This window comes from Acinetobacter lwoffii (assembly GCF_024129115.1).
Classification (GTDB): Bacteria; Pseudomonadota; Gammaproteobacteria; order Pseudomonadales; family Moraxellaceae; genus Acinetobacter; species Acinetobacter lwoffii_T.
This window is the reverse complement of record NZ_JAMXXO010000001.1, coordinates 282,887-307,354: the sequence shown is the minus strand read 5'-3', so window position 1 is coordinate 307,354 and position 24,468 is coordinate 282,887. Positions and strand designations below refer to the sequence as shown.

Genomic DNA, 24,468 nt, shown 5'->3' with positions numbered 1-24,468 from the left:
ATGACCCACGGAAAAAGTATCAAGCTGTTTTTGGTTGATGGTTCGATAAATGGCATCCTGACGGCTGAAATTATCAACTGGACAGGTCATGTTCTTTCAGCACCACGTACTAAACTCTTGGATCTCATCCAGCGAGAAGAATGTGCCAGAACAGGTATCTATTTCCTTATGGGTCAAGACCCAGAAGACTCATTACCAAGCGTCTATATTGGTGAATCGGATGATGTCGCTAACCGTTTGAAACAGCATAACCGTACTGAAGAAGCAGGTGGAAAGGACTTCTGGGAAAAAGTATGTCTGGTCACGGGTAAAGACCAAAACATCACCAAGACCCATATTAAGTATCTTGAGAGTCGCTTGATCGATATTGCCAAACGTAGCGGACAATGCCTACTCAAAAATGGCACGGCACACCTCTACAACCGCCTACCTGAATCAGATACAGCGGATATGGAATACTTTCTGGAACAAATACAAGTGGTTCTTCCTGCCCTTGGATATACATTCCTCAAGGAAATGAAATATCCAAGTGAACAGCCAAAAGTACATAGTATTGCTCCTACTTCAGTGGATACTTCCAACACTGAAGCAGATTTCTACCTATCCGCTAGAGACATTCAAGCCAAAGCAAAAATCATTGATGGTGAATTCTATGTACTCAAAGGTTCCCAAGTACGTAGAGATGTCAGTCAACCTACACACAACTACATGAAGAACCTTCGACCACAGTTGTTTGAAAATAACATCATTGATCCAAATACTTATACGTTCAATCAAGACTATTTATTTTCCAGTCCATCAGCAGCAGGTGCAGTCATCTTGGGAAGAGCATGTAATGGTCGTAAAGAATGGAAAGATTCGACCAACCATTTGACTTATGAAACATGGCAACAAAACCAAGTTGAGCGTGTAATTCAAGAATAAATGAAATTGTGGGGGTAAAGCGGTAAATGTCAGTACAAAGCGAAGAACAACTTGAAAGTGAATTGATTCAGCACTTAAAGACCTTAGGCTATCGTCAAGTTGATGTAAAAGATGAAAAGCAGCTCCTGATCAATCTCAAAACCCAGATTGAGCAAGCCAATGGGCTTTCTGTACTTTCTGAAAATGAATGGGGACAGATTCTCAATCATCTGAAAGCTGGTAATAGCTTCAATTGTGCCAAAGTGCTACGTCATCGCTTTCCAGTGAACTTTGATGATGGTTCAACACGACATATTGACTTCCTGTTCTCGGATGCAAGTAAGAACATTTACCAAGTAACACATCAAATTGCGATAGATCATTCCAGTATCAATGGGCATACCAGTCGCTTTGACGTTACCCTGCTGATTAATGGCCTACCATTGGTTCAAATTGAACTGAAACGTGCCGGTGTAGAACTCCCTGAAGCATTCAATCAAACGCAGCGCTATGCAAAAGCAGCCTATGGCAGTGGTACAGGCTTATTCAACTATATTCAGCTTTTTGTGATCAGTAATCGTGACCATACGCATTACTATGCCACAGGGACAAATAACTTCGAATTTACCTTTCCTTGGGCAAACTTTGACAACAAGCATGTCCACAAAATCGATGCTTTTGCTGATACCTTTCTGAACCACTCGCATATTACTCAGATGCTGACTGAATATATGGTGATTCTGGAGGCAGAAAAGCGCTTAATGGTACTTCGTCCCTACCAGATCTATGCAGTACAGCAAATTATTCAGCGTGTACAACATTCAGATAAGAATGGCTATATCTGGCACACTACGGGCTCAGGTAAGACACTCACCTCGTTCAAAGCAAGTCAGCTCATCATGCGCTTGCCTGAAGTGGAGAAAGTACTTTTCGTGGTGGATCGTAGTGATCTGGACACGCAAACAGTGCGAGAGTTCAATGCTTTCAAAAAGGATAGTGTTGATACCACCAAGAATACCAATACTCTGGTCAATCAATTGGGTCAGAAACATGACAAGCTGATTGTAACGACCTTGCAGAAGCTCAATATTGCGATTAGTTCGGATCGCTATGCAGATAAAATTGCCTATCTGAAAGACAAGAAAGTCGTGATTATTTTTGATGAATGTCATCGTAGTCAATTTGGTGATACGCATCGTAATATCAAACGCTTTTTCAACCATGCACAAATGTTTGGCTTTACCGGCACACCTATTTTTGAAACCAACAGCCAACTTAAAATTGATTCCAAGGCTGTGACCACCAATGCCCTATTTGATGAATGCCTGCATAAATATGTGATTACCGATGCAATCCGGGATGGGAATGTATTACCTTTCCAGATTAGCTACCTAGGTAAGTACACTGCAAACGGTATCGAAACCAGTCACAATTATGAAGAAGATGTTGAAGGTATAGACACCAAAGAACTGTTTGACAATCCAGAACGTCTGGAGATGATCACTCGCTATATTGTCGACAATCACCACATAAAAACCAAGAACCAGAACTTCACTGCCATGTTCTGTGTAAGTTCAGTCGATGTACTGAATCAATACTATGCGCTATTTGAAAAATTACAGCAGCAGAAGCAACAAGAGGCAGAAGAACAAGGTCGAATCTTTAAGCCTCTCACTGTGGCAACTATATTCTCCTTTGCAGCCAATGAAGAACTCAAAGTTGAAGATAGTAATGGTTTGATTGATGAAGAATCTGCTGATATCCCAACAAGAATCAGTCAGTCCAACCGTGACAAGCTCGATGGCTATATTGCGAAATATAATGCTCAATTTGGACAGAATTTTAACTCAGGTGATGAGTTTTATGCCTATTACCGAGATATTGCCAATCGGGTACGCAAAAAAGAAATCGATATCCTCTTGGTCGTGAATATGTTCCTGACAGGTTTTGACTCAAAGACTTTGAATACCCTGTATGTGGATAAGAACCTCAAATATCATGGTCTGATTCAAGCATTTTCACGCACAAATCGCATTCTGAATGCAGACAAGCCATTTGGCAACATTGTCTGCTTCCGTAATCTCAAACAAGCTACGGATAAAGCCCTAGCACTGTTTTCCAACAAGGCTGAAGCAGAGAAAATTGTATTGATTCCAAGCTTTAAAAGCATCAAGGAAAAATACAATGTTGCTGTTGCTGAATTACTTAAGATTGCCCCTGACCCAGACAAGGTACTGGAACTACCCACAGAAGAGCAGCAATTGCAGTATGTGAAGGCTTTCCGTGAAGTCATGCGGATCAATGCACAACTGGAAAACTTTGTTGAATACGATCAGGATGACACTGACTTGAACAAAGCTGAATTTCAGAAGCATACCTCACAATACAAGTACCTCTATACCAATACTCGTGTCGTACAACCGAAAGACAAAGTTTCTGTACTGAACGATGTGAACTTCCAACTGGAACTCATTCACAAAGATACAATCAATGTCGGCTATATCCTGAATTTACTGCAATCTGCAGTCAACAACACCGATCAGAAACAAAAGCAAAAATATCGAGCACAGGTGCAAGATCTACTGGCAAATAATCATACGTTGTACGACAAACAAGAACTGATCCAAAAGTTTCTGGATGAAAATATTCCACGCATGATCACAGGGCAAAGTGTAGAAGAAGCGTTTGCACAATTCTGGGATGTAGAAAAGGAACGAGCGATTGATGAACTTTGTCAAAAAGAAGCAATCAAGCCTGAAGTGTTCAAAGAAGTGATCGGTAAATATGAATACACTAAACGTCTGCCAAGTCGTGAAGATGTGACTGATCTACCTATTACTCGCCCCAAGATTTCAGAGCGTAAGACACTCATGAATACGCTAGTGGTCAAGACCAGACAATTCATCGAGAAGTTCTACACTGGGCTGTAGTTTCCATTGGCCCTTGAACAATATACATATCTAAGCAAACTCCCCAACCAAAACTGGTTTTAGCCCTATATCATCGGGCTAAGATCAGGTAAGCATAAATTCCCCATCCCCACACTAAAACTCATTTCTCTGCTCATAGCGAAACTTGATGATTAATCTTTATGATCGTTTTTTATTCATCAATTACGATACTCACATCGAAAGTGAGAATATAGTGAAATGAAAATGGGCGATGTATTTTTTGATATTTGAGTTTAGCCCATCGGATTATCGAACAAATGGACCACATACGGTCTATGAAAATCCGGTGGTCTGAAATCTTCAGGCAACAAAAAACCCCATAAACCAAAGGCTTACGAGGTTGAATGTGGTGGGCCCAGACAGACTTGAACTGTCGACCAACGGATTATGAGTCCGCTGCTCTAACCAACTGAGCTATAGGCCCTATATGCTGAAAACTTTATTTATCAATAAGTTCAGGCGTCATGAATACTAGCTAAGATTTTTTGGAAAGACAAGTGCTTTTATAACTGCTTGAACATTTAGGCAGCAATCATGGGCGACTTGTCTTAGTCAAAATTCAGTTACTTAAGACTTCAGTATAGGAGGCATATAGAAAAATGAGATACATGCTGCATCATTTAAGATAAATGAGCCTGTATCTTGAATTTAATCCGGTCTACTAAGCGTAGAACTGATAGATTTAAGGTCTTAGTATATCTATAAGGTATCAAAATTCTTTATTACTCAGGCAGCAATGTTAAAGGAATAGCCTAGAACTAAAGAAGATAGAATGACTAGAATTCAGACTTCATTTCTTCGTCTTTATGTAAATCCTGCTTAATTTCGATCAAAGACCATACAATTATAAGCGCAAAAATCAATAGGGAGACTACGAAGGCTGTCATGTACGTCATACTTTTCAATCTCAGAGTAGAAAGAATAAGAAAATAGAAAAGACCTGTATCAGTCTTCTTCTTCGACAAAAGTCTAATAACTAAAGTGTGCTCTGGATAGTCATTTTTTCATCATTTTAAGACTTTTTTTGTATCTAATGATATTTTTAAGATCTTAATATTGTTTTATTTATATATATTAACTCTTAATCTTGCAGCTTAAAAAGATGAATAAATCATAGATTTTTACATTATTCGCTGATTTTATTGGAAAGCCTATTGACTGTATGGGCGAACAAGATGAAATTATGCAGTTCTCTACATACAGCTTTTACTTCTCCGTACTTATGCTAAATAAATTCCTTGGCGAATCTGCATTTAAACTTGCAGGTTGGCAATATCATGTCGAACCCGATGTGCTTGAAGATAAACAGGTCATTATTGGGTTTGAACATACCTCAATGATGGATGCGGTACTGTCAATTGCCCTGTTCCAGATTTATGACCTCAAGGTTCATACCTTGATTAAAAAAGAATTATTTAAAGGACCGTTTAAACCGCTATTGAACGCTGTGGGTGGTATTCCGGTTGACCGCAAGGCCAGTAAAGATATCGTGACCCAGATGGTGGAACATTTTCAGAACAATGAAAAGTTCAATCTGGTGATTGCTCCCGAAGCAACACGGGCTAAACAAGGTGAAGCACGCAAACCAATCCGTACCGGTTTCTGGCATATTGCCAAGGCTGCCAATGTACCAATCGTGTTGTTATACGCCAATTCCAGAACCAAGCAAGGTGGCATTCTTGGCAAGATCTATCCGACAGACCTTGCGCATGACCTGGCTTTGATCAAGCAACTATATAAAGACAAGGTTGGCCTGGATATCGTTATTCCAGAATAAGCTTTTTAAAAATAAAAGCACGGACATAATCAGCGATTCTGCTGTTTATGTCCAAGTCATCTGTCCATATAAATGTATAAATAGAATTATAAATCCCCCTATCCTCTTTCTATTTTTCCTCGATATTGCACTTTTTTTGTTTTTATCCTGAAATCTCAAATCCAGGCACTTTTTTTTAAAAAAACGCTTATGGTAGAATTTCGGCATTCTGATAGGCATACAGCCAATCTACAAGGAGCATAGTTCGCATGGCGGGTCATTCCAAGTGGGCCAATATTAAGCATCGCAAAGCAAAACAAGATGCGAGTCGTGGTAAAGTTTTTACCAAATACATTCGTGAATTAACCACTGCTGCAAAGCTTGGTGGTCCAGATACTGCAAGCAACCCTCGTCTACGTGCTGTGGTTGAAAAAGCATTATCAGTGAATATGACACGTGACGTGATCAACCGTGCCATTCAACGTGGTGCTGGTGGCGAAGATAACGACGACCTGAAAGAAGTGACCTACGAAGGTTATGGTGTAGGTGGTGTTGCGGTTATTGTTGAAACCATGACTGACAACTTGAACCGTACTGTGCCTGACGTACGTCATTGCTTCTCTAAAACTGATGGTAACTTAGGCACCAATGGTTCGGTGGCATTCCTGTTCACGAAACGTGGTGAGATCACTTTTGAAGATGTGTCTTTGGAAGATCAAATCATGGAAGTGGCATTAGAAGCAGGTGCTGAAGACATCGAAGTCACTGAAGATGATATCTTGGTCATTACCACACCTGAAGCCTTCGGTGAAGTTCAAGATGCTTTAACTGCTGCAGGTTTAAAATCTGACAATGCTGAAGTAGTGATGAGTCCTTCAACCAAAGCAGAAATCACAGACATCGATCAAGCGAAAAAAATCATGAAAATGATTGATATGCTTGAAGATCTGGATGATGTACAAAACGTTTATACCAACGTTGAATTCTCAGACGCAGTTTTAGCAGAACTTGATGCTTAAATATGTCTGATTCAAAAAACGCACCTTAGGGTGCGTTTTTTTATGGCTGTCCACCACCCTAGCTTTGATTAAACTTTATTGAGTAATCCGCTACAGTTAAAGACATTATATTCTTTAATCACAAAGCTGGAATGCAATGCCACCACATGCTCAATTTTTCCAATCCGCTTAAGCAGGATTTCACTATAATTTTCCATATCTCTTGCCACGACTTCAACAATAAAGTCTGCCGACTGACCGGTGACCAAAAAGGCATTAATCACTTCGGGAATACTTTCCAGTTCTTCCAGAAATTTGGCAAAAGTATCGCTATCATGTTTGCTTAAGGATACCTGCAACAGCACATGCAGACTGAAACCTAATTTTTGGTAATTGATTTCACGTTTTAAGCCACTGATAATATTATGATCGATTAAGTGTTTGATCCTACGATGCACCGAACTGACAGATAAATTCACCCGCTCGGACAGTTCATTCAGATTGACATCTTCATGGGTCAATATTTCTAGAATATGTTTATCGAAACGATCCAGTTCCATTTTTATACTCTTATATCAATAATCAATAGATGCAGAAAATTTTGCGCCATCTCTGTTATACAATATTTATTTATTTTTCACAAAATTTTCATATTCTGAAATTTTTTCCCAAATGGGATTTCATTTTATAAATACGGTTTTCAGGAGGGTTTAAATGACCGTTAATCGCATAAATTAAAAACATGACCAATGGTATTTTTGATTAAATCTTTATTTTTAAATTATTTAAATTAGGTAAACATGGCAACAGATAGGCTATTCCTGTCAGCCCCTACACGACTTAACCGTCCATCTTTTACAAGTGTATAGAAATAGATTAAAACAAAGGCGCTTTAAAAACAAAAATAGCGCATTTCAAAAATATTACACAAGGAACGGTCATGGCTTCTAAACTTTTAAGCTTGATAAAAACAAAAGTGAGTCCTGTTTTAACCGTCGAAACCCAAACGAAAAGCTTATTGGGCGGCTTATTCGGTGGAACGACATCAGGTACCCTCACCAATCTTATTGGCAATCTCACCGGATCCAATACTCAACCTTCAGTCAGCTCATTATTAAATAATCTCCTTTCTGGAAGCAGCCTGAGTACGACAAATCTCAGCAATTTATTAACTCAATTTTCTGGTTCGAATGCCTCAAGTTTAAATATTCAAAGCCTGATCAGTAGCTTAACCCAATCCAATGGCGGTAGCTTTAATATTACCCAGGTCACCAACTTATTAAAGAGCTTAATGGGGAGCAATAGCAGCAGCCTAGATCTTGAGGCTATTTCTAAACTGGTGGGCGGCTTATTGGGCGGCAGTACGGGCAATATTGATATTGGTAAAATTTCTCAACTGGTCGGTGGCCTGATCGGCGGTTCAAGTAATATTGATATCGGTGCCATCGCAGGTCTGGTCGGCAACCTAATTGGTAGCAGTGGCGAGATTGATATCGCACAAATTGCCGAGTTGGTCGGTGGCCTGATCGGCGGTTCTGGCGGTTTAGGCGGCGTAGATATTGGTGCCATCGCAGGCCTGGTCAGCAACCTAATTGGCGGCAATGGTGAGATTGATATTGCACAAATTGCTCAGTTCGTTGGTGGCCTGATCGGTGGTTCTGGCGGATTGGGCGGTGTAGATATCGGTGCGATCGCGGATCTGGTTGGCAACCTGATTGGTGGCAATGGCGAGATTGATCTCGCACAAATTGCTGAATTGGTCGGTGGTCTGATCGGCGGTTCTGGCAGTTTAGGTGATATAGATATTGGAGCAATTGCAGGCTTGGTGGGTGGTTTAATCGGTGGCAATGCAGGCAGTGATTTTGATCTTGGTGCTATTACCAATTTAATTAGCGGCTTTGTAGGCGGAAATGCAACGGGTGGTTTTGATGTCGGTGGCTTCACTGACTTACTGAGCGGTCTGATTGCGAATGGTTCAAATGGCATAGACTTGGGTGGGTTATTAGGCAATCTCAATCTCGGTAGCGATCTGGATCTGGGTGGTATGATCGAAAGTATTTCCTCTGCTTCAAACGGCTTTGACCTAGGCAGTATTGCCGAAGGTGTTGGTCAGCTGGTTGGTAGTGGCTCTTCGATTGAATTGCCTGACCTCGGTGATCTTGTCCAAGGTGTGGGTACGACTGATTCCAATATTGATCTGTCTGCTCTCCTGCCGGGCATTAAAGATACAATTCAGAATATCGGCAGTGGCGGTTCTTCATCCGGATTTGATTTTGGTTCACTCCTCAATAATTTTACTAAAAATATTGATATCGATCAGACTAATCTGTGGGGTTAATCATAATCTCATTAAAAAAACGCGCTTCATGCGCGTTTTTTTAATTCTTGAATTAGCATTTAAACTTATACACCACGCCAGTCTACCCGAGCATTGCGTTCGGTTCGGTAAATACGACAAATATATTCACCCAGTGGTAGTTCATTCAAATACTGCTGATAGTCACGATATTCTTCGGACAAGGTTTCAAAATTTTCTTTTTCCCACGGCGTACCTGGAATCGCCAGAAGCGGTGCCAACATGGAACAGACTGCAATATCCGCCAGACCTAAACGATTTCCGACAAAATAATGCCCACCTTGGCTGACCAGCATCTGATTGAGCTGCTGTACAGCAACATCGATGTGTTGTTTAGATTCCGCCACGGTTTCCTCATTCAATGCATAACCCTTGGCCACCATCGCTTTCAATAAAGGTTTAGAAAATTTTTCAAACTGGCGCAGATAGCCCTGCTCACCAATTAAAATATCCAGAGATTCATGATCAGAAGTCAGTGCTTGAGAGAGCATCCAGCGACGGACATGACGACCCAATTCCAAAGTAATTTCATTAATTTCTAAAGCTTTATTTCGAAAATATCCTTCCGCGTGCAGTAAACGATGTTCTGGATAAGTATCATCCAGATACAGAGCAATCTGGGTGGAATCTGCGATCCATCGATCCTGATCACGCAAAATAGGCAGACGATTCTGTCCTGTTTTCAGGCGGGCAAAAGCGCGGTGTACCCCGGGTATCAGATTATGAGCAACATAATACAACTCTTTATGGTCCAGCATCCAACGTGCTTTTTCGCAAAAGTGAGATAAAGGAAACTGGTATAAAGTTCGCATGTATGCTCCATGTTTATCGTTATTGGATCAGGGCGTGTAGGCCGCTGTTTTATTCAGATACTTTAGTCACTCACTTTTAGAAAAACAATGTGATTTTTATTCAAAAGTAAAATACTGGCTGATTATTCCTTTATGGCTGGTGGACTCACGATACATCCTGGAAAGCTCAATGAGTCATTTTAGGTCGCCAGAAGCATTTGATTGCAATAAACCACAAGCGCATGACCTGACTTTAGCCGTGCTTTCATGTAAAATCGGGGGCAATTTTTATATAACGCTTTTGTGAGTTATTTCATGGGTTTTAATTGCGGTATTGTCGGCTTGCCGAACGTTGGTAAATCTACACTTTTCAATGCTTTAACCAAAGCTGCTATTGCTGCAGAAAACTTCCCTTTCTGTACGATCGAACCAAACACCGGGATTGTACCTGTTCCTGATCCACGTTTAGACAAATTGACTGCAATTGTTAAACCGCAACGTGTTATTCCGACTTCTATGGAATTTGTAGACATCGCAGGTCTGGTAGCTGGAGCTTCTAAGGGTGAAGGCTTGGGTAACCAGTTCCTGGCCAACATTCGTGAAACTGATGCAATTGCTCACGTTGTGCGTTGTTTTGAAGATGAGAACGTCATTCATGTGAATGGTCGTATTGATCCACTGGATGACATCGCTACGATTAATACCGAACTTGCGCTCGCAGACTTAGATGCTGTAGCCAAAGCAATTACGCGTTTGACTAAATCTGCTAAAGGTGGTGACAAAGAAGCGCTAGCCACTAAAGCTGTTCTGGAAAAAATCCAGCCTTTACTGGATGAAGGTAAACCGGCTCGCGCAGCAGACCTAGATGATGACGAACGTAAACTGGTTCGTGGTTTTGGCTTAATGACCCTTAAACCAACCATGTATATTGCCAACGTTGCTGAAGACGGTTTTGAGAACAACCCACATTTAGATGCAGTGAGAAAATTGGCTGCTGAAGAAAATGCGATTGTAGTTCCACTGTGCAACCAGATTGAAGCTGAAATTTCATTGCTTGAAGATGAAGACCGTGCTGAATTCCTTGAAGCAATGGGCATGGAAGAACCTGGCTTAAACGTGGTGATTCGCGCGGGTTATTCACTGCTTGGCCTACAAACTTACTTCACCGCGGGTGTACAAGAAGTTCGTGCCTGGACCGTAAAAGTTGGCGCAACTGCACCACAGGCAGCAGGCGTGATTCATACCGACTTTGAAAAAGGCTTTATCCGTGCAGAATGTATCGCTTATGATGATTTCGTGCAGTACAACGGCGAAGCCGGTGCGAAAGAAGCAGGCAAATGGCGTCTAGAAGGTAAAACTTACATCGTTCAGGATGGCGATGTTTTACACTTCCGTTTTAACGTTTAAGTCATTGCTGTTAAAAAAAGCCCCTTCTTGGGGCTTTTTTATTGCTTATAAAAAGAGGATTCATACGTATAACAGGCTTTCTGGAAGCGCATAAGATCAACATATATTAACAATAATGATAACTATTCTCATATATGAATATTAAATTAGAGTGTATCTTAAATCTAATGAAAAATAACCTAACTCCATTCTCCCCAAGGAATCCTGCCAATGAGCTACACCTTGCCTGTACTGCCTTATGCTTATGATGCGCTAGAGCCTCATATCGATAGCAAGACTATGGAAATTCATCATAGCAAGCATCATCAAACTTATATCAATAATATCAATGCAGGAATCGCGGGTACAGAATGGGAAGATTTATCAGTCGAAGCCTTAATTAGCAAATTCAATGAAGTGCCCGAGCAACTCAGACAGAACGTGATTAATAATGCTGGTGGACATGCCAATCATTCCCTGTTCTGGACAGTGATGAGTCCAGACGGCGGTGGTCATCCTGAAGGTGAAATTGCCAAGGCGATCGAACATGAATTAGGAGGATTCGAGGCATTTAAAGAAGCGTTTACCCAAGCAGCGCTTAGCCGTTTTGGTAGTGGGTGGGCTTGGTTAAGTATGGCGCCAGATCAAACACTTATTGTAGAAAGCAGTGCTAATCAGGATTCTCCACTGATGCATGGCAATATTCCCCTTTTAGGTCTGGATGTCTGGGAACATGCCTATTATTTACAATATCAAAACCGTCGTCCGGAATATATCTCGGCTTTTTTCAATGTCGTGAACTGGGAAGAAGTGAATCGTCGTTATTTGAAAGCATTAAACACGCTTTAAATCTTTGAGGAGATCGACCATGTCTACACGTACAATGATTCAACGCATGATTGGCAGCACACTCCTGATCTGCGGTGTAATGGTGCTTTTTTTAGAACATGTGTGGATGCCCTATTTTTAAAGTTTATTTTGCTAAAAAAGCCAGTCTGAATGACTGGCTTTTTATAGGTACATCTATATGGGCAAAGGTTTATTGCATATTGGCAATTGCAGTACCTTTTTGCTTAGGATCGGTATTTCCGAGTGCAGGATGGGCAATGGCGTTCTGACATTGCAGTTTATCCCGCTCATAATCTGCCTGTTTTTGTTGCAGACCATTACCATTTTCCATGGTCGTCCGCGCCCAGATTTCCAGACTGGTCAAGGCTTTACGACATAAGGCATATTTGCCTTCGGTCACCGAATCGGTCATTTTGACATTAATGCGCCAGTCCGTACTCAATTTACGTGCCGGTTGACGTACCTGTGTTTCCAGCTGATCCACTTCTTTATTATAGACCAGCGGATCCACTTCATTGATCAGCTGCCATGCAGCATTAGCATAAGTCGTCGCATCATTGGTCAGTTTAGGTGCCGGTTTAATTTCTGGCTTATCAGTCGATTGACTGTCATTCCCACACGCTTGTAACAATATTGCCGTGCTTATTAAAGCAGCAGTCAGCATCGTGCGTGTCTTGAACATCCACATATCAGGCTCGCCAATTTAAACATTTCGGCACTATGCTATTAAATTCACGTAGAATACACAATCTTCATTTGACCCATCGTTCAACTCTCCTTTAAGGTGTGTCGTGTCTGAACAGAATCAACTCGCTACGCAACCTGCTGGCTTCTGGCAAGGTGCAAAAGATAGCCAAGCGATTATCTTCACTTATTTACCAGTGTCGTTTGCTTTTGGTGTTTCAGCCACTCAGTTTGGCTTTACCGCCTGGGAAGCATTGTTCCTGTCCTGCTCAATGTATGCAGGTGCCAGCCAGTTCCTGGTGGTCGCTCTCTTAGGCAGTGGAACATCCATCTGGATGACGGCATTGACCGTGATTGCCTTAGACATTCGTCATCTGCTTTATGGCCCTGCGTTACAAAATCTGATTCAAGACCGGCTCAATTTAAAAAAAACGGCAATCTGGTCTTGGGGTCTGACCGATGAAGTCTTTGCCTCTGGCATGATCAAGCTCTCGCAACGGCGTCAAGAATGGTCGGAATCCTGGATGCTCGGTTTAAGCCTGTTTAGCTGGATGTCCTGGGCACTCGGATCTTTCCTCGGTGGCTTATTTGCCGATCAGGTCAGCAACTTGCCGCAGTTCTTGCAGGCTGCACTAGATTTCCTGTTACCTGCACTGTTCCTGAGTTTCTTGTTAGCCGCCTTTGAGAAAAAACACACTTTTGTTGTAGCTGTCACGATTCTGGTGTCTGCGATTGCCTGTTATTTTATCGACCTGTCCGCCGCGATCTTTATCGGGATTAGTTCGGGTATTTTTGCCGGCCTGTTCAAGCACTATATTCTGAAACAGCCAGATCCTGAACACGCAGGAGATCAAGCATGAATCTAGAGATTATTCTGGTCGGGATTTTAGTCGGAATTGCCAATTTCGCCTCGCGCTTTGGTCCTTTTTTTGTCATTCAAAAATTTCAGCAAGGTTCGCAAAAACGCGGAGCATTGTGGCTAAAAATTGCCTTGGGTTCAATTGGCATTGCTGCGATCAGCTCCATGTTGGTGGTTGCTACCCTGCCACCTTTATTAGAAACACCGAATAAAAGTTTTGCGATGCTGGTTGGCTTTATTGTGCTCACGGTTTTGTACTTTAAGTTTAAACGGATTGTGATGGCGACACTGACCGCAGCACTAACCTATGGGTTGGTTTACACCTATGTTGCAGTACCCTTTTAAGCTTTAACTGGTTGATCAATTGAAACAAAGACTTATGCTAAACTCATAGTATAGGTCTTTTTTTATATAACAATAAAAACCAGGAAGGATGCGCATGTTTGCAGCCAAACAGGTGATTGAAGGCAAAATCTTTATTCATCATCGGCGCGATAAAATGTTAACCGTATTCCATCGACATGAAGTGCCAGCACAGTATTTTGAATGTTTTATCAATGCTCAAAATTTTACCGGACATTTTGTCGAAATACATGCTCAACCAGCAGATCAAGTTCGGGTGGTTTATATTAAAAAGAATAGCACCCATCAAATTATTGCTATGCTTAATCAGAGCCAATACGTGCTGCATCTTCATCCTTTGACATTGATTTTGGGTAAATGGAGCTTCAGACATCGTGTCCTGCCGAATACTCTAAAAATTTTTGCTGGTTTATTTGCGCTCCTTTTTATTCTTTTTTCAGCTACCGCCTTTTCAGCAGATCAGTTCCAGCTCACCACCATCTTGCGAGACTGCATTCAATTCACAGTTTTTGGGCTACTGTTATTTTTGCTGTGCTTTGTACTGCCTTTTGTATTGCCCTATGCGTATTTCCTGCATGTTCGTACATTACGTCTGTTAAAGATGCTAAATATCAATACTGAACAAGTTGCACAAATAGAAAAGCTCAAGTCTCAAAGCGGGATTTATCTTCTGCAAACGCAGTCTGACAGCGATGTGAAAATGACAGCGCCTCCTTATTAAAATCTAGAAAAACTTTATAAATAAAACTGTTGGTCAATATCACAATTTTGTATGAATCTTGGCTTAACTGTCGGCTCAGTTCTGCTATGCTAAAAGTCCATAAAATCAAGCATGGATGATCCACATGAGCGTGACTATTGGTACTCCCCTTCAATCTTCTGCCTATAAAGTTCTATTATTGGGTTCTGGTGAACTGGGCAAGGAAGTGGTGATTTCACTACAACGCCTTGGAGTCGAAGTCCATGCTGCTGACCGTTATGATCATGCCCCTGCCATGCAGGTTGCGCATTATTCCTATACCTTGAATATGGCAGATGCTGTAGAACTCAAACAACTCATCAATCAAATCCAGCCACATTTAATTGTTCCTGAAATTGAAGCGATTGCGACCGAAGTTCTGCTTGAAATAGAAGCCCAGAACATTGCTACAGTCATTCCTTCTGCTAAAGCCGTCAATCTGACCATGAACCGTGAAGGTATTCGTCGTCTGGCTGCGGAAGAACTCGGTCTGCCAACTTCAGCTTACCGTTTTGCCGACAGTTTAGAATCCTTCCGCGCGGCCTGTGACGATGTCGGCTATCCAAACTTTGTGAAACCGGTGATGTCATCTTCAGGCAAAGGTCAGTCTCGTGTTACCCGTTTTGATGAAGTCGATGCTGCCTGGGAATATGCGCAAACCGGTGGCCGGGTCAATCAGGGTACTGTGATTGTAGAATCACAAATTGACTTTGATTTTGAAATTACCTTATTGACTGTTCGTGCAAAAAATCCAGAAACCGGCGAAATCGAAACGTCTTATTGCGACCCGATCGGACATCGTCAGGACTCAGGTGATTATGTGGAAAGCTGGCAGCCTCAACCGATGACTCCAGCCGCGCTGGAAGAATCCAAGCGCATTGCCAACAAGGTCACTACAGCACTTGGTGGCTGCGGAATCTTTGGAGTGGAACTCTTTGTAAAAGGCGACAAAGTATGGTTTAGTGAGGTTTCCCCACGTCCACACGATACTGGACTGGTGACTTTAGCCTCCCAATTTCAAAGTGAATTTGAGCTGCATGCACGTGCTATTTTAGGCTTGCCGGTGAATACTGCACGACATAGTGTGGCTGCCAGTGCGGTAATTTATGCTGGAGTAGATGGCCGTAATCTTTCATTTTCTGGCCTGAATCTTGCTTTAGCAGACGGCAATACCGATTTGCGCCTGTTTGGCAAACCAGAAGGTTTTAAACGTCGTCGTATGGGCGTTGCCACGGCACGTGCAGAAACTATTGAACAGGCACGTGAACTGGCCCTCCAGGTCGCCAACCAAGTTAGCGTCAACCAAAACTAAGCTGAAATACCAACGGACGACTGTACATGATCAACACCCATCCACTGCTGAATTACGCTAAAAGCAACCATGACATTAAAGCCATCAATCAATGGCGCAGTGATGTCGAAAATCAGCTTCAGGAAAGTTTTGAAAATGGCCAGTCGATTCGGGATATTATTCTGGCGCGTTCCAACCTGATTGATGAAGCATTGCAGTTTCTCTGGCAGCATGCCGAACTGGATCAAACTGATTTGGCCCTGTTTGCAGTCGGAGGCTATGGCCGTCGTGAAATGCTGCCTTATTCTGATGTCGACATCATGATCTTGTCAGAAGACGAGATTAACCCGGAACAGGAACAACTGATTTCTACATTCATTTCATCGCTTTGGGACGTGGGGAATTTCAAACCCGGTATCAGTGTCCGCACCATCAATGAATGTGTCAATCAGGCCAGCAGTGATCTGACCGTCGCCACCACCCTGATCGAAGCCCGCCTGATTATTGGCAATGAAAACCTGTGTAGATGGCCACGTCGTATCGTGTCACGTACCTGGACTGACAAAACTTTTTTTGATGCCAAGATGGATGAGCAGCATAAACGCTATGCTCAGCACAACAATACCGAAAGCAATCTGGAACCGGATATTAAAAATGCGCCGGGTGGCATCCGTGATATCAACCAGATTGGCTGGATTGCCAAACGGCATTTCCGCGTCAATCGCATTTATGATCTGGTACATCTCGGTTTTATTTCAGAATTTGAACTCGGTGTGCTTGAGGAAGCCGAAAGTTTCCTCTGGGAAATCCGTCATCACCTGCACCGCCTGACCAAGCGCGATGAAAACCGCTTATTGTTCGATTATCAGCGTGATATTGCTGCCAAATTTGGCTATGTACGTGAAGAGGCGCATCATCCGAACTATCCAATTGAACAGTTCATGAAGCGCTATTATCGCAGTGCACAGCAAGTGTCTACGCTGAACGAAATGCTGCTGGCCTATTTTAATGAATCGGTCATTACGCCACGTTTACCGCAATATGAACGCCAGATCGAAGAAATCAACCAGAACTTTAAACTGGTCGATGGCAAACTGGCTGTGCAGCATCACAAGATTTTCTCGGAAAATCCAAACGCAATTCTGGAAATTTTCTATTTACTAGCCAATCGTCCTGAGATCGAAGGTATTCGTGCGCGTACTTTACGCCTGCTGACCCTGGCTGGAAAACGCATTGATCAGGATTTTCGTGATAATCCGGTGCATCAGGCGCTATTTATGGCGATTATCCGTTCACCGCATCGACTCTACGATACTATGGTCGCGATGAAGCGTTATGGTGTGCTTGGAAATTACATCCCGGCCTTTGGACAGATTCTGGGACTGATGCAATATGACCTGTTCCATATCTATACGGTCGATGCACATACCTTATTGCTGCTGCGTAATTTAAACCGCTTTAAAGAACCTGAATTTGCCAAAGAATTTCCGGTGGTCAGTTCAGTGTTCCAGCGTTTGACCCGTCGTGACATTGTCTATCTGGCGGCAATTTTCCATGATATTGCCAAAGGCCGTGGCGGCGATCACAGTGAACTTGGCGCCAGTGATGCGATTAAATTCTGCCGTAGTCACGGTTTTACCGAACGCGAAAGCAACCTGGTGGCCTGGCTGATCCAAAATCATCTGGTGATGTCTGTCACTGCCCAGAAAAAAGATATTTCCGATCCGGATGTGGTCAAAGAATTCGCCGAAAAAATGGGTGACATGGAACATCTGGATTATTTATACACCCTGACAGTGGCAGATATTAATGCCACCAATCCCAAGTTATGGAATACCTGGCGCGCCTCGTTAATGCGTCAACTATATACTCAAGCACGTGACGTGATCCGTTCCGGTCTGGGCCGTCCGGTTGATTATCAGATGCTGATTGAAGATACCAAATTTGCAGCCAGTGAACTTCTGGTTCAGGACTTCTCACTGGATGAAGTAGAAAAAGTCTGGCAGGAACTTGGTGATGACTATTTCCTCAAAGAGACAGCAGATGAAATCGCCTGGCATACCCGTGCCATTTTACAGCACGGCGACAATCCTGCCCCACTGGTGCTGATGCGGGCACACCGTAAATATGCTCAAGATGCGGTACAGATCTTTATTTATACGCAGGATCAACCCAACCTGTTTGCCACCACGGTAGCTATTCTGGATCGTATGAATCTGGATGTACAAGATGCTCGAATTATTACTGCCACCAAAGCCTTCAGTCTGGACACCTACGTGGTACTCGACCGTTTTGGTACCTTATTGACCGATCCGGAACGCGAAGCCACAGTCATTGAAGCCCTAAAAGATGCCTTAAGTCATTCAGATGAATATCCGGGCCTGATGCAGCGCCGGATTCCACGTCAATTACGTCATTTCGATATTGAAAATACAGTCGATATCAGTATCAATCCTGCCTTGAATCAGAATATGGTTGAAATTGCCACTCTCGATCATCCCGGTTTACTTGCCAAAATCGGTGGTTTATTTATGATGCAAGGGCTGGATATACACTCTGCCAAAATTGCCACACTTGGCGAACGTGCCGAAGATATATTCTTTGTCACCAAAAAAGATGGCAACCCTATGACACCTGGAGAATCTGCCGAATTTGCAGCTGCACTTAAAACTGCGCTGGATGAAGCCTCTCATCAGGTTTGTAGTCAACACTCACATTAAAACGCGGTTACTTATTCATGAACTCTAGCTTGTCTCTACTGCACCCTTATCCGTTTGAAAAGTTAAATCAGCTTTTTGCGGATATCCAGCCTGCAAATATGCCCTTAATTTCCCTGTCGATTGGTGAACCAAAGCATCCTGCACCGGAGTTTGTGAAACAAGCGATTATTGATAACTTTAAACATTTATCGACCTATCCAAACAGTAAAGGCCTGCCTGAGCTACGCGAAAGTATTGCCCAATGGCTGACACGCCGTTTTAAGCTCAATAGCATTAGTACAGACAGCAATATCCTGCCTGTTTCCGGTACGCGTGAAGCGATTTTCTCGTTTGTACAGGCTTTGGTGAATCGTGAAGATGCACCTTATGTGGTGATGCCAAATCCGTTTTATCAGATTTATGAAGGCGCAACACTGCTCGCAGGGGCCAAACCTTATTTCATCAACTGTACTGAGGAAAATAACTACCTTGGTGACTTTGATGCTGTTCCGGCAGAAGTCTGGGAAAAAACTGCACTGCTATTTGTCTGTACCCCGGGCAATCCAACCGGTGCAGTGCTGTCGAAAGAACAGTTTAAAAAACTGATTGCCCTGTCGGATCAATACAACTTTGTGATTGCTTCAGATGAATGTTATTCAGAACTCTGGTTTGATCAGGCACCCGTAGGTTTACTGGAAGTTTGTGCTGAAATCGGCCGGGATGACTATAAAAACTGTGTGGTGTTCCATTCACTGTCTAAACGCTCTAACCTCCCAGGCATGCGTTCAGGTTTTGTTGCCGGTGATGCCAGCCTGTTAAAACCTTATTTGCAATACCGTACTTACCACGGCGCAGCGATGCCGGTGCAACATCAACTGGCGTCAGTTGCTGCCTGGGATGATGAAGCACATGTGGAAGAAAACCGGGTGCAATACCGTGCCAAGTTTGATTTATTCCAGAAAGAACTCGGTCACCTGCTGCCACTGAAAAAACCGGATGCAGGTTTCTACTACTGGCTAAAAGTCGATAATGATGAAGCCTTTGCCAAGCGCCTGATGGAGGAAGCACATATTAAAGTTCTTCCGGGTCGTTATTTATCCCGCGATACTGAACAGGGTAATCCGGGTGAAAATCATGTACGTTTAGCCCTTGTTGCCGATCTGGCGCAATGTGAAGAAGTCATTCAACGTCTGAAAGCCATTCTCTAAATTTTATCATGACTAAAAAACCCACTGTAGATCAGTGGGTTTTTTAATTGAAATCAGATGAGTTCTATCTTCATCTCATACTGAGAAAACAACACAGAGTCTTACAACACTTTTGCAATTTCATCTTCAAGATCTTCAGGCTTGGTGGTCGGAGCAAAACGGTTCAATACCTTGCCATCACGGCCAATCAGAAACTTGGTAAAATTCCATTTAATTCCATTACCTAAAATACCTTTGGAATTATTGGTTAAATAGCGAAAAATAGCATGTGCCTCAGGGCCTTTGACATCCACCTTGGAAAACATCGGGAAAGATACCCCGTAATTCTTCTGGCAAAATTCACCAATCTGTTCATTGGAACCCGGATCCTGGCCGCCAAACTGGTTACATGGAAATCCCAAAATTTCCAGACCTTGATCTTTATATTTTTCGTAAAGTTTTTCTAATCCTGAAAACTGTGGGGTAAAACCACACTTACTCGCTGTATTGACGATCAAAAGCACCTTGCCTTCATAATCTGCAAGTGGCTTGCTTTTGCCATCTAACAATTCAGCTTCGAACTGATAAATGTTAGTCATGGATAGGTTTCCTCATCATTTTTTTCTTGTGTTTCTAAGTCCAAAGAAGCCGAGTTGACACAATAACGCAAACCGGTCGGTTCTGGGCCATCCGGGAAAACATGCCCTAAATGTGCGTCACAATGATGACAAACAATCTCAGTTCTGACCATTCCGTGTGAAGTATCAGGTAATTCTTCTACCACCGAACTGCTGACAGGACGGTAGAAACTTGGCCAGCCACAGCCGCTGTCATACTTGGTCTCCGACGAGAACAATGGCGTGCCGCAGCAACGACATACATAAGTGCCATCTTGCTTGGTATTCCAGTATTTTCCAGTAAATGCCGGCTCGGTTCCCTTCTCGCGCGTAATGCGAAACTCCTCAGGTGATAACTCTCTTTGCCATTCCCGGTCTGATTTATTGAGTTTTCCCATGATCACATACCTTTTTATCTTGCTATTTAAAATAGGATAATCCTATATTTACGTGATTCATTTTAAAAATTCTAGTCTTTATTCAACATTTTACAAAAGACATATAATGCCCAAAAAAGCAAAAAGAAAGCAAATATAAAAATAAAAGTAAGCAATTTTTACATTAAATGTTTTTTAGTGAGCAAATTTAATGGTATTCTTAGCTCTAAATTTGCTCAGGATTAAAAAATGTCGCAAAAAAAGAGCGTAATTTTTAAAAATCTGCTGCCTGTGATCAAACAATATCAGCAGCTTGGATTTACGCATGAAAAAATTGTTGCACTACTTCGAGATGAACATGATCTCGATCTAGTCACAACTGAGACATTTAAAAGTTATTTATATCGTTATGCAAAAGTGACCTCCACTCCATCCGAGAACATCAAAATGCCGAACACTTTCCAATCCCCTCGCGAAATCAAGAAATCATCCAAGCTTGATCATGTTTGCTACGACATTCGCGGACCTGTGTTACGAGCGGCCATCGAGATGGAAGAAGCTGGTCACAAAATTATTAAATTAAATATTGGTAACCCTGCCCCATTCGGTTTTGAAGCACCACAAGAAATTATCAACGATGTGGCTTTAAACCTGCCGAATGCGATTGGCTACACGGATTCCAAAGGGATTTTCCCGGCGCGTAAGGCGATCTGTCAGTATTATCAGCAAAAAGGCATTCTAGATATGCACGTCAATGACGTCTATATCGGTAATGGTGTGTCTGAACTGATCGTGATGGCCATGCAGGGTCTGCTGGATGATGGCGATGAAATGCTGATTCCAATGCCAGATTATCCACTCTGGACGGCGGCAGTGAATCTATCTGGCGGTACAGCGATTCACTATAAATGTGATGAAGAAAATCACTGGTATCCAGATATTGCTGATATGGAAAGCAAAATCACGCCAAATACCCGTGGTATTGTGATTATTAACCCGAATAACCCGACCGGTTCGGTTTACCCACGTCATGTGTTGCAGCAAATCGTCGACTTGGCCAAGAAATATGACCTGATTTTATTTGCTGATGAAATCTACGACAAAATTATTTACGATGGAATCGAGCATGTTGCTGTAGCAGCTCTGGCTGGCGATCAGCTCTGTGTTTCGTTTAACGGTTTATCTAAAGCCTATCGTATTGCTGGTTTCCGTTCCGGCTGGATGGCCATTACCGGCAATAAAGCACGTGCAGCAGACTATATCGAAGGTCTGGATATGCTTGCATCGATGCGTCTGTGTGCCAACCATCAGGCACAATATGCAATTCAGACTGCACTGGGCGGTTATCAGTCAATTAACGACCTGATTCGTCCGGGTGGGCGTTTATATGAACAGCGCAATATTGCCTGGGAAATGCTGAACGAGATTCCAGGTGTGTCTTGTGTCAAACCTGAAGGCGCAATGTATTGCTTCCCGAAACTGGATCCGAATGTGTATCCAATTCAGGATGATGAAAAACTGATGCTGGATTTGTTACGTGCAGAGAAAGTACTTCTGGTTCAAGGGACAGGCTTTAACTGGCCAACACCGGATCATTTCCGTGTAGTGTTCCTGCCGGCTGAAAATGAACTGCGTGAAGCCATTACCCGTGTTGGCCGTTTCTTGGCCAAGATACGTTAATTCTTGAAATAGACAATATAAAAAACCGCGTTGAGACGCGGTTTTTTATTTCTATGAAAAAATTCAGGCTTTTGACTGATGAAATCTTAAAAATCTTACCGGTTTCTTTGAGCAAATTTCTGCACTCAATAGTTTTTTATCAGGTAATTTCTCCTCAATTATGAAGATTCATGTTATTTTTTGACCAAATATAAAATTCTATGAGTACACGGATGTCCTCAAACACAATGAAGCTCAGCCTGTTTCTCTGCCTTAGTATGTGCTTGGGCATAGGCATTCTTCGCTTTTCTTATACCGCGTTGTTACCTGGTACACGAGAAGCCTTTGGCTGGAGTGCAGATTTTGCTAGCCTCTTGGGCAGTGCCAATTTGCTGGGTTATTTAATCGGTGCTTTTACCGCGATGCGTCTTCCTCAAGACCGCAGTATGAGTACCTATATTCAAATTTCAGCCTTTGCCGGTATGTTCAGCCTGATGTGCTGTGCATTTTCTGGTTTCTCTGAAGCGTGGTATATCGCTTGGCGGGTTATTTCCGGGATCAGCGGTGGACTGATGATGATCTTATCGCCGAGTGTGGTCGCGCAGTGTTGTGAACTTCAGGATCGTCTTAAAATCAACTTTATTGGTTTTAGCGGGATTGGACTAGGCGTTTTAATTGCGACCCTGTTTCTGCCTTATCTGGATCAAATTTCCATACAGACTGCATGGCTGATCTTATGCGGTTTTGCTTTGCTTATCTGTATCGTTTTAAGTTTACTGATTCAGAAATTTAAGCCGTATTTGTCCACACAAGCTCTTGCAGTTACCTCTCCTCTCTCTTTGAATAGCGTCTTTTATAGTTTATTGACGGTCTACGCGTGTAGTGCATTCGCCTATATACCGCATTCACTCTTCTGGATTGATTATTTAAGCCAGCAGTTGGGATTGAGCTTGTTCTGGATTAATTTCAACTGGATTCTGTATGGAATAGGCAGTGCCTTGGGTGCCTTTAGTGCTTATGTGCTGGCCAGAAAATGGGGTAATTTTGCTGCCCTGAAAATTCTTTATAGTCTTTATATTGTGGCTATTTTTATTGCGACTCTAGATGCCTATCCCTTACTCACTTTTAGCTCTTCCTTTTTTACCGGGATGTTAAATCCGGCTGTGGTCTTCCTGACCTCCTATACCATTTTACAACTGTATGGACTGGCTTATAAAAAGCTCTGGAGTATTGCTACCTTGTGTTTTGCCTCGATTCAGCTGATCGGTGGACTCAGCTTTAGTGCGCTGCAATATTTTGGATTGAGCTATCATCAACAGTTCATACTGGCCACATTGGTTCTTTTATTAGGAACATTGCAACTGTTCTGGTACACACGTCCTGTCAGACTCAAGTCTGAACAACAAACTCCGCCAATTTCTGCTCATGGAGAAGGAACTAAATAAGGATAAGGATTGGTTGCTCCTTGCCCACCTAAATAAATGCCATAATGTAAGTGCGGCGGGGTATTTTTGGCATTACCTGTATTCCCCACATAAGCGATGACTTCACCTGCCTCAACCCAGTCGCCTTCCTGAATATGTTCTGCATAGTCATCCAGATGTGCATAATAATGTTGGCTCATATTTGGACCGGTCACCCAGATGATTTTTCCACCCAGCTTGTTGGTGCCAATCCTACGCACAATACCTGGGGTCGCGCTAAATACTGGCGTACCGCGTTTGGCAAAAATATCCGTACCTTCGTGTTTACGACCGTCACTACGCGCTGCTCCCCAAGTATCATTAATCTGACCAACTCTGACGCCTTCAACCGGAATCTGTAGCGGAGCTTCTAACTGGGCTCTCTGTAATTGCCAATACAGATAAGGGCTTTTCCAACCTGCTGCTTCACCTGAAGGCGGTGGCTGACAGGCAGTTAGTAGAAAACCTATAGATAACAGTAAGCTTATAATCCGAAGAAATTTCACCAATATTCGCATTAAATTAAATAGATGACTTTTA

Annotated in this window: 21 protein-coding genes and 1 tRNA gene; 15 read left to right on the top strand and 7 right to left on the bottom strand. The window is 42.6% G+C overall.

The features are described 5' to 3' along the window. Both NI470_RS01500 and NI470_RS01495 read left to right on the top strand, forming a co-directional pair. Positions 1-924: a GIY-YIG nuclease family protein gene (locus NI470_RS01500; RefSeq protein WP_253147557.1), complete on the top strand. Its 924-nt coding sequence runs from the start codon at positions 1-3 to the stop codon at positions 922-924. A gap of 26 nt (positions 925-950) precedes the next feature. After that, the gene (locus NI470_RS01495; protein ID WP_253147558.1) at positions 951-3,833 is read left to right on the top strand and encodes a type I restriction endonuclease subunit R; all 2,883 of its coding nucleotides are present in this window, start codon (positions 951-953) and stop codon (positions 3,831-3,833) included. 368 nt (positions 3,834-4,201) lie between these two features. On the opposite strand, the gene NI470_RS01490 is transcribed toward NI470_RS01495, so the two are convergent. Continuing rightward, positions 4,202-4,278: transfer RNA gene (locus NI470_RS01490), tRNA-Ile, on the bottom strand. A 798-nt stretch (positions 4,279-5,076) separates the two neighbouring features. On the opposite strand from NI470_RS01490, the gene NI470_RS01485 reads away from it, so the two are divergent. Beyond that, positions 5,077-5,631, top strand: coding sequence for a 1-acyl-sn-glycerol-3-phosphate acyltransferase (locus tag NI470_RS01485; RefSeq protein WP_026056524.1), 555 nt, complete (start codon positions 5,077-5,079; stop codon positions 5,629-5,631). 248 nt (positions 5,632-5,879) lie between these two features. Then, positions 5,880-6,629 carry a YebC/PmpR family DNA-binding transcriptional regulator gene (locus NI470_RS01480; RefSeq protein ID WP_004645516.1) on the top strand — a complete coding sequence of 250 codons (750 nt, stop codon included), beginning with the start codon at positions 5,880-5,882 and terminating at the stop codon, positions 6,627-6,629. A gap of 68 nt (positions 6,630-6,697) precedes the next feature. Here NI470_RS01480 and NI470_RS01475 read toward each other — a convergent pair whose 3' ends face one another. After that, positions 6,698-7,168: an Lrp/AsnC family transcriptional regulator gene (locus NI470_RS01475; RefSeq protein WP_004645518.1), complete on the bottom strand. Its 471-nt coding sequence runs from the start codon at positions 7,166-7,168 to the stop codon at positions 6,698-6,700. 380 nt (positions 7,169-7,548) lie between these two features. On the opposite strand from NI470_RS01475, the gene NI470_RS01470 reads away from it, so the two are divergent. Then, a complete protein-coding gene (locus NI470_RS01470) occupies positions 7,549-8,946 on the top strand; it encodes a hypothetical protein (RefSeq protein WP_253147559.1) in 1,398 nt (465 codons plus the stop codon). A 65-nt stretch (positions 8,947-9,011) separates the two neighbouring features. On the opposite strand, the gene NI470_RS01465 is transcribed toward NI470_RS01470, so the two are convergent. Then, complete coding sequence (locus tag NI470_RS01465) at positions 9,012-9,776, bottom strand: glutathione S-transferase family protein (protein ID WP_004645522.1); 765 nt, start codon at positions 9,774-9,776, stop codon at positions 9,012-9,014. 294 nt (positions 9,777-10,070) lie between these two features. On the opposite strand from NI470_RS01465, the gene ychF reads away from it, so the two are divergent. Together ychF and NI470_RS01455 are read left to right on the top strand one after the other, a co-directional pair. Further along, entirely contained in the window at positions 10,071-11,162 is a 1,092-nt protein-coding gene (gene ychF, locus NI470_RS01460; RefSeq protein WP_004645523.1) for a redox-regulated ATPase YchF, read from the top strand. 210 nt (positions 11,163-11,372) lie between these two features. After that, positions 11,373-11,990 carry a superoxide dismutase gene (locus NI470_RS01455; protein ID WP_253147560.1) on the top strand — a complete coding sequence of 206 codons (618 nt, stop codon included), beginning with the start codon at positions 11,373-11,375 and terminating at the stop codon, positions 11,988-11,990. 190 nt (positions 11,991-12,180) lie between these two features. Here the strand turns inward: NI470_RS01455 and NI470_RS01450 are convergent, their stop codons facing one another. Then, positions 12,181-12,678: a hypothetical protein gene (locus NI470_RS01450; RefSeq protein WP_253147561.1), complete on the bottom strand. Its 498-nt coding sequence runs from the start codon at positions 12,676-12,678 to the stop codon at positions 12,181-12,183. Between the two features lie 103 nt (positions 12,679-12,781). Here NI470_RS01450 and NI470_RS01445 point away from each other — a divergent pair, with 103 nt between their 5' ends. The 6 genes from NI470_RS01445 (at position 12,782) to dapC (ending at position 19,833) form a co-directional block, all read left to right on the top strand. After that, on the top strand, positions 12,782-13,534 hold the full coding sequence (locus NI470_RS01445; protein WP_253147562.1) for an AzlC family ABC transporter permease: 753 nt from the start codon (positions 12,782-12,784) through the stop codon (positions 13,532-13,534). Then, positions 13,531-13,878: an L-valine transporter subunit YgaH gene (gene ygaH / locus NI470_RS01440; protein WP_184413294.1), complete on the top strand. Its 348-nt coding sequence runs from the start codon at positions 13,531-13,533 to the stop codon at positions 13,876-13,878. Before NI470_RS01445 ends, ygaH begins: the two co-directional genes overlap by 4 nt. Positions 13,879-13,972: 94 nt before the next feature. Next, complete coding sequence (locus NI470_RS01435; RefSeq protein WP_253147563.1) at positions 13,973-14,617, top strand: hypothetical protein; 645 nt, start codon at positions 13,973-13,975, stop codon at positions 14,615-14,617. Positions 14,618-14,732: 115 nt separating this feature from the next. After that, the gene (purT, locus tag NI470_RS01430; RefSeq protein ID WP_171057027.1) at positions 14,733-15,947 is read left to right on the top strand and encodes a formate-dependent phosphoribosylglycinamide formyltransferase; all 1,215 of its coding nucleotides are present in this window, start codon (positions 14,733-14,735) and stop codon (positions 15,945-15,947) included. Positions 15,948-15,973: 26 nt separating this feature from the next. Next, positions 15,974-18,646 carry a [protein-PII] uridylyltransferase gene (gene glnD / locus NI470_RS01425; protein WP_004645531.1) on the top strand — a complete coding sequence of 891 codons (2,673 nt, stop codon included), beginning with the start codon at positions 15,974-15,976 and terminating at the stop codon, positions 18,644-18,646. 17 nt (positions 18,647-18,663) lie between these two features. Next, complete coding sequence (gene dapC, locus NI470_RS01420) at positions 18,664-19,833, top strand: succinyldiaminopimelate transaminase (protein ID WP_004645532.1); 1,170 nt, start codon at positions 18,664-18,666, stop codon at positions 19,831-19,833. Between the two features lie 101 nt (positions 19,834-19,934). Here the strand turns inward: dapC and NI470_RS01415 are convergent, their stop codons facing one another. After that, positions 19,935-20,411, bottom strand: coding sequence for a glutathione peroxidase (locus tag NI470_RS01415; protein WP_004278946.1), 477 nt, complete (start codon positions 20,409-20,411; stop codon positions 19,935-19,937). Next, positions 20,408-20,827: a peptide-methionine (R)-S-oxide reductase MsrB gene (gene msrB / locus NI470_RS01410; protein ID WP_004645533.1), complete on the bottom strand. Its 420-nt coding sequence runs from the start codon at positions 20,825-20,827 to the stop codon at positions 20,408-20,410. The genes NI470_RS01415 and msrB overlap by 4 nt, the downstream gene beginning before the upstream one ends. Before the next feature lie 228 nt (positions 20,828-21,055). Between msrB and NI470_RS01405 the strand changes: the two genes are divergently transcribed. Next, entirely contained in the window at positions 21,056-22,486 is a 1,431-nt protein-coding gene (locus NI470_RS01405; RefSeq protein ID WP_004645534.1) for a pyridoxal phosphate-dependent aminotransferase, read from the top strand. 212 nt (positions 22,487-22,698) lie between these two features. Then, complete coding sequence (locus tag NI470_RS01400; RefSeq protein ID WP_004645535.1) at positions 22,699-23,910, top strand: YbfB/YjiJ family MFS transporter; 1,212 nt, start codon at positions 22,699-22,701, stop codon at positions 23,908-23,910. Here NI470_RS01400 and NI470_RS01395 read toward each other — a convergent pair. Further along, positions 23,889-24,446, bottom strand: coding sequence for a M23 family metallopeptidase (locus NI470_RS01395; RefSeq protein ID WP_004645536.1), 558 nt, complete (start codon positions 24,444-24,446; stop codon positions 23,889-23,891). The two genes, NI470_RS01400 and NI470_RS01395, sit on opposite strands and share 22 nt — an antisense overlap. Between the last annotated feature and the right edge of the window lie 22 nt (positions 24,447-24,468).